Origin of the sequence: Oryzihumus sp. (genome assembly GCF_036391795.1) — a bacterium.
Lineage (GTDB): Bacteria > Actinomycetota > Actinomycetes > Actinomycetales > Dermatophilaceae > Oryzihumus.
Genome location: NZ_DASVZH010000228.1, coordinates 1 through 7550 on the forward strand (window position 1 = coordinate 1; position 7550 = coordinate 7550).

The window sequence follows — 7550 nt, forward strand, 5'->3', positions numbered from 1 at the left end:
TGACCACGCGCCCGGGGCCACCGGCCGCGAGCGCCGCCGCGGTGGCCCGGGAGGCGCTGCCGATCTCGCAGGCCCTGCCCGCCCCCTCGCCGACCTGCGTCAACGCTCCTGCGGGGTGGAGCGCCGCGGAGGAGCGCCGCCCCGGCGTCGACGACCTGCTCCCCCGCCAGGTCCGGTCGCGGACCGGCCCGGTCGTCGGCTACCTCGATGCCACCAGCGCCGTGTGCGGGCAGCGACTCGGCGTGCACCTGTCCGGCCGCGCCCCGGTCGGACAGGTGCGGCTGCGCGCCCTGCGCATCGGGGACTACGGGGGTCACGGGTCCCGGCTGGTGTGGGAGTCAGGACCCGTCACGGTGCACCACGAGCCCGACGCCGCGCCGACCGGCCCGGACAAGGTGGTCGCGGAGCACTGGCCGGTCACCACCAGGCTCGACGTCACCGCCCAGTGGCCGCCCGGGCTCTACCTCGTCGAGGTCGTGCCGGTCGCCCAGCCGGGCTCCCCGTCATACCTCCCGCTGGTCGTGCAGACCTCCGGGGCCCGCTCGCCGTACCTCATGGTCGCCGGTGACCTGACCTGGCTGGCCTACGACGAGTACGGCGGCAGCAGCCTCTACGCCGGCCCCGGCCAGACCCACCAGCAGAAGTCGGCGAACCGGTCCTACGTCGCCTCGGCCGACCGTCCCCTCACCGGGGACGGGCTCACCCAGGTGCTCGCCATGGACGTGCCGCTGGTCCGGTTCCTCTCGAGGCACCACCTGGCCACGGACCTCACGACGGTCACCTCGCTGGACGCCACGCCGGACCAGGTGCGGGGCCGGTCCGCGGTGCTGCTCGGCGGGCACACCGAGTACTGGACGCTGCGGGCGTACGACGCACTCGTCGCCGCCCGGGACGGCGGGACCAATCTCGCCTCCCTCGGCGCGAACGAGATCTACTGGCAGGCCCGGGTGGAGCGCGACCCGACGGGGCGGGCGACGGGGATGACCGTCTACCGCCTCGCGACCCTGGACGGCCTCGCGGCCCGGACGCCGCAGACCACGACGGTCCAGTGGCGCTCCCGCCTGCTGCACCGTGACCCCGCGGCGTTGGTGGGTCTCGGCATGTCTGCCGTGGGGGTCCACGGCAGCTACACGGTGCGCACGGCCCCGGAGTGGCTCTTCGGCGGGACCTCCCTGCGTCCCGGGTCTGTGCTCACAGGCGTCGTCGGCTACGAGGTCGACGCCGTGGAGCCGCCCGGGGGCAGCACCCCGGCCAACACCCAGGTGCTGCTCCAGACCGTCGTCCCGGTCCAGGGCCGGTCCCGGCCGTCCCTGGCCACCGCGGGCTACCACTCCGCCGCCAGCGGGGCCGGGGTGTTCGCGGCCGGCACGACCTACTGGAGCTGCGACCTCGACGCGACCTGCCCGAACGGGCCGGTCCCGGCCGCCACCGTCGCCGCTCTCGACCGGATCACGCTCAACCTGCTCACCGCGTTCGCCACCCCGCGGGCCGGCGCACGCCACCCGAGCGTGGCCACCGCCTACCCCGCGCTGGGCCAGGACCCGGCCGGCGCCGACGCCTCCTGACCCCGACCCTGGCCCTGACCCTGACCCTCAGCCTGGCCGTCCGGGCGGCACACCTGTAGCCACCTGTCGTCAGCGGGGTGCCTCATCCCGTGCGGGTCGCCCGCCGGCCGGGGCCACGCCCCAGGGCCACGGCGGCACCCACCGCCGCGAGGACGCCGAGCACCAGCATGGTCACCCGGAAGCCGTGGGCGGAGGCCGTGGCGGTCACCGCCGACCCGTGCCCGGCGGCCAGTGCCCATGCCGCGGCCGCCACCGCCACCCCGAGGGCGGTGCCCAGGCCCCGGGTCATGTTGAGCAGCCCGCTGACCAGCCCGGCCTGCTCCGGGTGCCCGGCCGCGGCCACGGATGCGTTGTTGGCCGGGGTGAACACCCCCATGCCCAGGCCGACCAGCGTGAGCAGGCCGGCCACGGCATACCGGTGGTGCGCGGCGGGGACGAGCGCGAGCAGGGCTGCCGCGGACAGCGCCAGTCCGCCGGACGTCACCGCGGCGGCACCGGCGCGCCGCGTCAGGCGGGCCGACACCGGGGCGGCGAGCGCCAGGGCTGCCGGCAGGACCATGAGCAGCAGCCCGGCCCGGCCGGCGCTCATCCGCCAGGTCGCCTCGAGGAACAGCGGGGTCACGAAGAGCACCCCGAACAGCACGAGGTAACCGAGCGCGGCGGCGGCCAGGCCGGAGCGGAAGGCGCGCTCGGCGAAGAGCTCGAGGTGGACCAGGGGCGCGTCCTGCTTGCGCTCGACGGCCACGAACGCCGCCAGGCCGGCGAGCCCCAGGCCGCCCAGCACCGCGACTTCTCCCGCCGATGCCCCGCGGGCGAGTGCCGAGCAGGCCAGCAGCAGGGCCGTCGTGGTCGGCAGGAGCAGGGCCAGGCCGGCGAGGTCGAACCGGCGCCGGGCCGCCCGGGCCCGGGTGCGCGGCAGCAGCAGCACCGCGGCGACCACGCCCAGCACGCCGGCCGGCAGGTTGACGAGGAAGACCCAGCGCCAGCCGGCCACGTCGACCAGGAGGCCGCCGACCGCCGGCCCCAGCGCCAGGCCGAGCGCCTGGGCCGCGCCCTGCAGGCCGATGGCGCGGTGCAGCGAGCGTGCGCTGACGCTGGTGCGGATGAGGGCGACGCTGTTCGCCTGGAGCATGGCCGCCCCGACCGCCTGCACGACCCGCATGGCGATGAGCACCCCGAGCGAGGCGGCCAGGCCACAGCCCACCGAGGCGAGGGTGAACACGACGAAGCCGTAGGTGTAGAGCAGCTTGCGGCCCAGCACGTCTGACAGCCGCCCGGCCGCGGCGACGAGGCCGATGAGCACGACCAGGTAGGACAGCGAGACCCACTCCAGCTCCCCGACGCCCGCACCGAGCTCGCGCTGCATGCTCGGCAGCGCGACGGTGACGATGCTGGCGTCCAGCTGGCCCATGAAGGCGCCCACGCAGACTGTGCCCACGGCCCACCACTGCGCCCGCGCGGAGGTGCGCACTCGGTCCGGGCGCGCGGGTTCGACCAGGACGCGGCGCCATGGCTGGACGGTCACGGCCGGACACGCTCCTCGAACAGTCGGGGGAATTGGTTCTGTCTGCGATCTATTCTAGGGCAGAACCACCCGTGGCTAGGATCGCGCCATGGACCGGACCGCGCCCGCGCCAGCCGCCCACAGCGACGCCTGGCGCCTGGCCGACGTCATCGCCCGGCTGCGGCGCACCCTTCGCGCGAGCATCCGCAGCGACTACCCCTGGGAGAAGCTGCCGATGGCCCAGGTCGAGATCCTCCAACGCCTGGAGGACGAGCCCGGCCTGCGCGTCAACGACATCGCCGAGCGGCACCGCCTCGCGAAGAACACCGTCAGCCAGCTCGTCCAGCAGCTGGTCTCCGCCGGCCTGGTCGACCGGGTCACCGACGAGCGCGACCGCCGCGCCGTGGTGCTCGCCCTGACCGACGACGGCCGCCGGCACCTGCAGCAGTGGCAGCAGGCCCACGAGCTGCGGTTCGCCCACGCCCTGGACCGCCTCTCCCCCACCGACCGCCGGGCGATCCTGGCCGCGTTGCCGGCGCTCGGGCGCCTGGTCGACGAGCTCAGCGCAGGAGCTGCACCACCGCCGTGAGCAGGCCTCCCGCGGCGACGAAGCTGCAGGCGAGGGCCACCCGCACCATGTGCCAGAACGGCCGGTACTGCGCCTCGTCGTCACCGAGCTGGTCGAACCGGCGGCGCAGCCGGTAGACCAGGACGCCCGCCGAGAGGGTGGCCACCGACCCCAGCGCCGCCAGGGGCCACACCTTCAGCCGCAGGTCGGTGATGACCAGCGGCACCATGATGACGGTCGCGGTGATCGCCGTGCGCTGCCAGGACAGCGAGGTCCGCTCCGGCTGCAGCGCCGCGCGGTCCGGGATCGGGCTCATGACCGGAACAGCTGCACCAGGCTGAGCACCAGGGTCAGCCCGGCCAGCACGATGACCCCACCGGCGAGGGACACCAGGGCCCGCGGCGGTGGCAGCGCCTCGTGCGTGCGCAGCGCGCGCTCGATCCGGGCCCAGGCCACCACCGCACGCCAGGCCAGCGCCCCGCCGCCGACGCAGGCTGCTGCCGCCACCAGCGCCGACCACTTGGGCAGCGTGGCCAGGCTGGAGACCGAGAGGAGCGCGACCCCGCCGGCGAGCAGGGCCATGGCGGTGCGCATCCACGCCAGTGCGGTGCGCTCGTTGGACATCGAGAACCGCGGGTCGGGCTCGTCACCGACGCCGTAGACGCTGCGCGGCCAGCGGCGGTCCATCACCCGTCCCAGGCGGTATGCCGCGCCCACGCCTCGGCGCGGGGCCGCACCTGCGTGAACCACGGCTCCTTGCTCTCGGCGTAGTCCGTTGTGGTGGCAGCCGATCCGGCGAGCTCGCGCTTGAGACGCGCGTAGTCCTCGCGGGCGGCGGCGTCGGCACGGAGCCAGTCGCGGAAGAGCAGGGCGTAGCGCCAACCGGGCGACCCGACCTCTCGCACGTGCACGTGGGCCACCCGCCCCGGGTCGGCGCTGCCGTGGAACCGCTTGCGCCACAAGGCCAGGTCGGGCTGGTCAGGCTTGGGTTCGTCGTGGGTGATGCCCTCGACCCGAGGGAACCCCATGCGCCCCAAGGCGCCCACGAACTCCGGGTCGTCGGCGTCCTCGAGTCGGCGGACGGACACCTGCAGGTCGATGACGTCCTTGGCCACCAGGCCGGGCACGCTGGTCGAGCCGATGTGGTCGACGGACACCGCCCGCTCCCCCAGCACCAGCGCGATCCGCTCGGCCAGACGCCCGGCCTCGACCGGCCACGACGCGTCGGGGCCCACCAGGGTCGGGACCTCGGGCCCACGGCTGCGCCGGCCGTGGACGAGGTTGTCGTTGAAGGGGACCAGCCGGTCCCGCCAGAGCGCGTCGACCGCCGCACGGACCTGCTCGACGCTGCCGTTGTTGGGCAGCAGCACGTCGGCGGCGGCGCGGCGCTGCTCGTCGGTCGCCTGCGCGGCGATGCGCGCCTTGGCGTCCGCCTCGGTGAGGCCGCGCAGCGTGGTGAGGCGCGCGATACGGGTCGACTCGTCGGTGTCCACGATGAGCACGAGGTGGTAGCCGGCGCCCATGTGCTTCTCGACCAGGAGGGGAACGTCGTGGACGACCACCGCCGCCGGTGGCGCCGCCGCGACGAGCTCTCCGGCGCGAGCGGCGATACGCGGGTGGGTGATCCGCTCGAGGTCGCGCCTGCCGTCGGCGTCGGCGAACACGATGGCCCCCAGCGCGGCCCGGTCCAGCGAGCCGTCCGCCGCCAGCACCCCCGGCCCGAACCGCTCGACCACCGCGGCCAGGCCATCCGAGCCCGGCGCGACGACCTCGCGTGCCAGCAGGTCGCTGTCGACGACGACGGCGCCGAGCTCCCGCAGCCGGTCGGCGACCGTCGACTTGCCCGACCCGATCCCGCCGGAGAGGCCCACGCGCAGCATGGCGCCGACCCTACCGCCGGGGCACGCCTCAGTCGTCGGCCAGCCGGGCGGGGAAGCCGCCCGTGGCCACCGGGCCCCAGCGGTGCGGCGTGATGCGCAGCAGGCTCTTGCCCTGGCGGTGCATCGCGGCGCGGTAGTCGTCCCAGTCCGGGTGCTCACCGGAGATGGCGCGGTAGTAGTCCACGAGCGGCTCCAGCGACTCGGGCATGTCGAGCACCTCGACCTGGCCGTCGACCTGGACCCAGGGGCCACCGAAGTCGTCCGACAGCACCATCACGCTGGCCCGCTGGTCCCGCCGCGCGTTCGCGGTCTTGGCCCGCTCGGGGTAGGTGGAGATGACGATGCGGCCCTGCGCGTCCACCCCGCCGGTGACCGGCGAGAGCTGCGGCTCGCCGTCGTGGCGGCGGGTGACCAGCACCATCTGGTGCCGCGGCCGGACGAACTCCAACAGGCCGTCGAGGTCGACCCTCGTGTTCGTCGCGATGGTGCGTGGCATGTCAGGACCCTTCCTGGTCGGGGTGGGGTGGTGCGGTGCTGGCCCGCACCACGAGCTCGGTGGGCAGGACGTGGTGCCGGGCCCGGCGCCGGACGTCCGAGCGGGGCGCGGCGAGCGCGCCGGTCAGCTCGGCTGCCGCGACCTTGCCCTTGGCGGCGAAGTCCTGGCGGACGGTGGTCAGCGCAGGCCGCATCCGGGCCGCCATCGGACTGTCGTCGAAGCCGACCACGGACAGGTCCTCGGGCACGCGCAGCCCGGCGTCCTCGGCGGCGTGCACGACGGCTGCGGCCACGACGTCGGAGAAGCACAGGATCGCGGTCGGCCGCTCGGGCAGCGCCAGCAGCAGCCGCGCGCCCGCGAGGTAGTCGTCGTGACCGGAGTCGGGGACCTTGACCACCGGCGGCTCGATGCCCGCGGCGCGGAGCGCCTCGAGCCACCCCAGCAGCCGCTGGCGCACCGGGTGGGCCAGCGGCGAGGCGAGGGGGTCGGGGTCGAGGCCGAACGAGCCGCCCACCGCCGCGCTGACGATGCCGATGCGGCGGTGGCCGAGGTCGACCAGGTGCTGGGCGGCGGCCCGGGCGCCGCCCCGGTCGTCGACGTTGACGCTGGGCACGCCGGGGGCCTGCACCTGGTCGACGAAGACCAGGGGCAGGCCGCGCTTGCGCAGCCACGCCACGGCAGGCGTGGTGGGGTCACAGGAGTAGACCAGCGCGCCGTCCATCGCCACGTCACGGGCGGGGACCCGGCCGCTGGTCTCCGACGAGGTGAGCAGGGTGAGGGCGAGGCCGGTCGGGGCCAGCTCGGAGGCGATCGCCCCGAGGAAGGCCATCGCGACCTCGTCGGCGAAGGCGTAGTGCAGTGCATCGGTGAGCAGCACGCCCACCGCACCCGTGCTCCCCCGGGCCAGCGCCCGCGCGCTGGGGTCGGGCCCGACGTAGCCGAGCTCCTGCGCGGCTTCGAGGATGCGCTCCCGCAGCGAGGCGGAGAGCTGGTCCGGCCGGGAGAAGGCGTTGGAGACCGTCATCCGGCTCACACCGACCTGGTCGGCGATCGTCTGCAGGGTCACCTTGGCCACGCCTCACCTTCTCACGGGCGTGACGCAGCGGTGCCGGACGTCAGCAGGGGGCGCCGCAGGCCGGCGCGACGCGGTCCGCGGTGCGGTGCAGGACCGAGGCCAGGCCGGTGCGGGACCGCTCGAGGCGGGGACGGCGTGCCGGCGCCGGCTGCTCGACGACGACGGGGGCGCCGGGGCGGGCGCTGAGGACCTCGCGCTCGGCGGCGGCCCGGATGTGAAAGGCGGCGATGGGGGCAGTGCTCACGGTGGTGCCAATCGGTTCTCGGAGGGGTGGCTTCTGTACCGATACAGTAAACCCTCCATTCTGTACCGGTCAAGCCGATCGCCCCACGGGTACCGCGTTGCCGCCCGCCCGCCCGCCGGGTCCGGGTGGGGAACGCACGAGGGCCCGGACCGCAGTGCGGTCCGGGCCCTCGTCGCAGCGATGCTCAGGTGAGCGTCACGGCGTAGCTGCTCAGTTGC

9 protein-coding genes are annotated in these 7550 nt (G+C 75.2%); 2 read left to right on the plus strand and 7 right to left on the minus strand.

What is annotated here, in order from left to right:
- Positions 1 to 1565 (plus strand): N,N-dimethylformamidase beta subunit family domain-containing protein (locus tag VF825_RS14025; protein WP_331114340.1); only part of this gene is annotated, 1565 nt, incomplete at its 5' end.
- An 82-nt stretch (positions 1566 to 1647) separates the two neighbouring features.
- On the opposite strand, the gene VF825_RS14030 is transcribed toward VF825_RS14025, so the two are convergent.
- A complete protein-coding gene (locus VF825_RS14030) occupies positions 1648 to 3090 on the minus strand; it encodes an MFS transporter (protein ID WP_331114342.1) in 1443 nt (480 codons plus the stop codon).
- Between the two features lie 88 nt (positions 3091 to 3178).
- On the opposite strand from VF825_RS14030, the gene VF825_RS14035 reads away from it, so the two are divergent.
- The gene (locus VF825_RS14035; RefSeq protein WP_331114344.1) at positions 3179 to 3658 is read left to right on the plus strand and encodes a MarR family winged helix-turn-helix transcriptional regulator; all 480 of its coding nucleotides are present in this window, start codon (positions 3179 to 3181) and stop codon (positions 3656 to 3658) included.
- Here VF825_RS14035 and VF825_RS14040 read toward each other — a convergent pair.
- From VF825_RS14040 to VF825_RS14065, 6 genes are read right to left on the minus strand one after another with little or no spacing between them, the layout of a single operon-like run.
- Complete coding sequence (locus VF825_RS14040; RefSeq protein ID WP_331114346.1) at positions 3630 to 3953, minus strand: DUF202 domain-containing protein; 324 nt, start codon at positions 3951 to 3953, stop codon at positions 3630 to 3632. The two genes, VF825_RS14035 and VF825_RS14040, sit on opposite strands and share 29 nt — an antisense overlap.
- Positions 3950 to 4324, minus strand: a complete 375-nt coding sequence (locus VF825_RS14045) for a YidH family protein (protein ID WP_331114348.1) — start codon at positions 4322 to 4324, stop codon at positions 3950 to 3952. The genes VF825_RS14040 and VF825_RS14045 overlap by 4 nt, the downstream gene beginning before the upstream one ends.
- Positions 4324 to 5517 (minus strand): dephospho-CoA kinase, encoded by a 1194-nt coding sequence (gene coaE, locus VF825_RS14050; RefSeq protein ID WP_331114350.1) that lies wholly within the window; start codon positions 5515 to 5517, stop codon positions 4324 to 4326. The genes VF825_RS14045 and coaE overlap by 1 nt, the downstream gene beginning before the upstream one ends.
- A 28-nt stretch (positions 5518 to 5545) precedes the next feature.
- Positions 5546 to 6013 carry a PPOX class F420-dependent oxidoreductase gene (locus VF825_RS14055; protein ID WP_331114352.1) on the minus strand — a complete coding sequence of 156 codons (468 nt, stop codon included), beginning with the start codon at positions 6011 to 6013 and terminating at the stop codon, positions 5546 to 5548.
- 1 nt (position 6014) lies between these two features.
- Positions 6015 to 7088 (minus strand): LacI family DNA-binding transcriptional regulator, encoded by a 1074-nt coding sequence (locus VF825_RS14060; protein ID WP_331114354.1) that lies wholly within the window; start codon positions 7086 to 7088, stop codon positions 6015 to 6017.
- Between the two features lie 40 nt (positions 7089 to 7128).
- The gene (locus tag VF825_RS14065; protein WP_331114357.1) at positions 7129 to 7332 is read right to left on the minus strand and encodes a hypothetical protein; all 204 of its coding nucleotides are present in this window, start codon (positions 7330 to 7332) and stop codon (positions 7129 to 7131) included.
- Positions 7333 to 7550: the final 218 nt, after the last annotated feature.

What these genes read in the sequence shown, in the direction of transcription:
- VF825_RS14035 (WP_331114344.1), top strand. Translation starts at nt 3,179, where the DNA reads ATGGACCGGACCGCGCCCGCGCCAGCCGCCCACAGCGACGCCTGGCGC.
- VF825_RS14040 (WP_331114346.1), bottom strand. Translation starts at nt 3,953, where the DNA reads ATGAGCCCGATCCCGGACCGCGCGGCGCTGCAGCCGGAGCGGACCTCG.
- VF825_RS14045 (WP_331114348.1), bottom strand. Translation starts at nt 4,324, where the DNA reads ATGGACCGCCGCTGGCCGCGCAGCGTCTACGGCGTCGGTGACGAGCCC.
- coaE (WP_331114350.1), bottom strand. Translation starts at nt 5,517, where the DNA reads ATGCTGCGCGTGGGCCTCTCCGGCGGGATCGGGTCGGGCAAGTCGACG.
- VF825_RS14055 (WP_331114352.1), bottom strand. Translation starts at nt 6,013, where the DNA reads ATGCCACGCACCATCGCGACGAACACGAGGGTCGACCTCGACGGCCTG.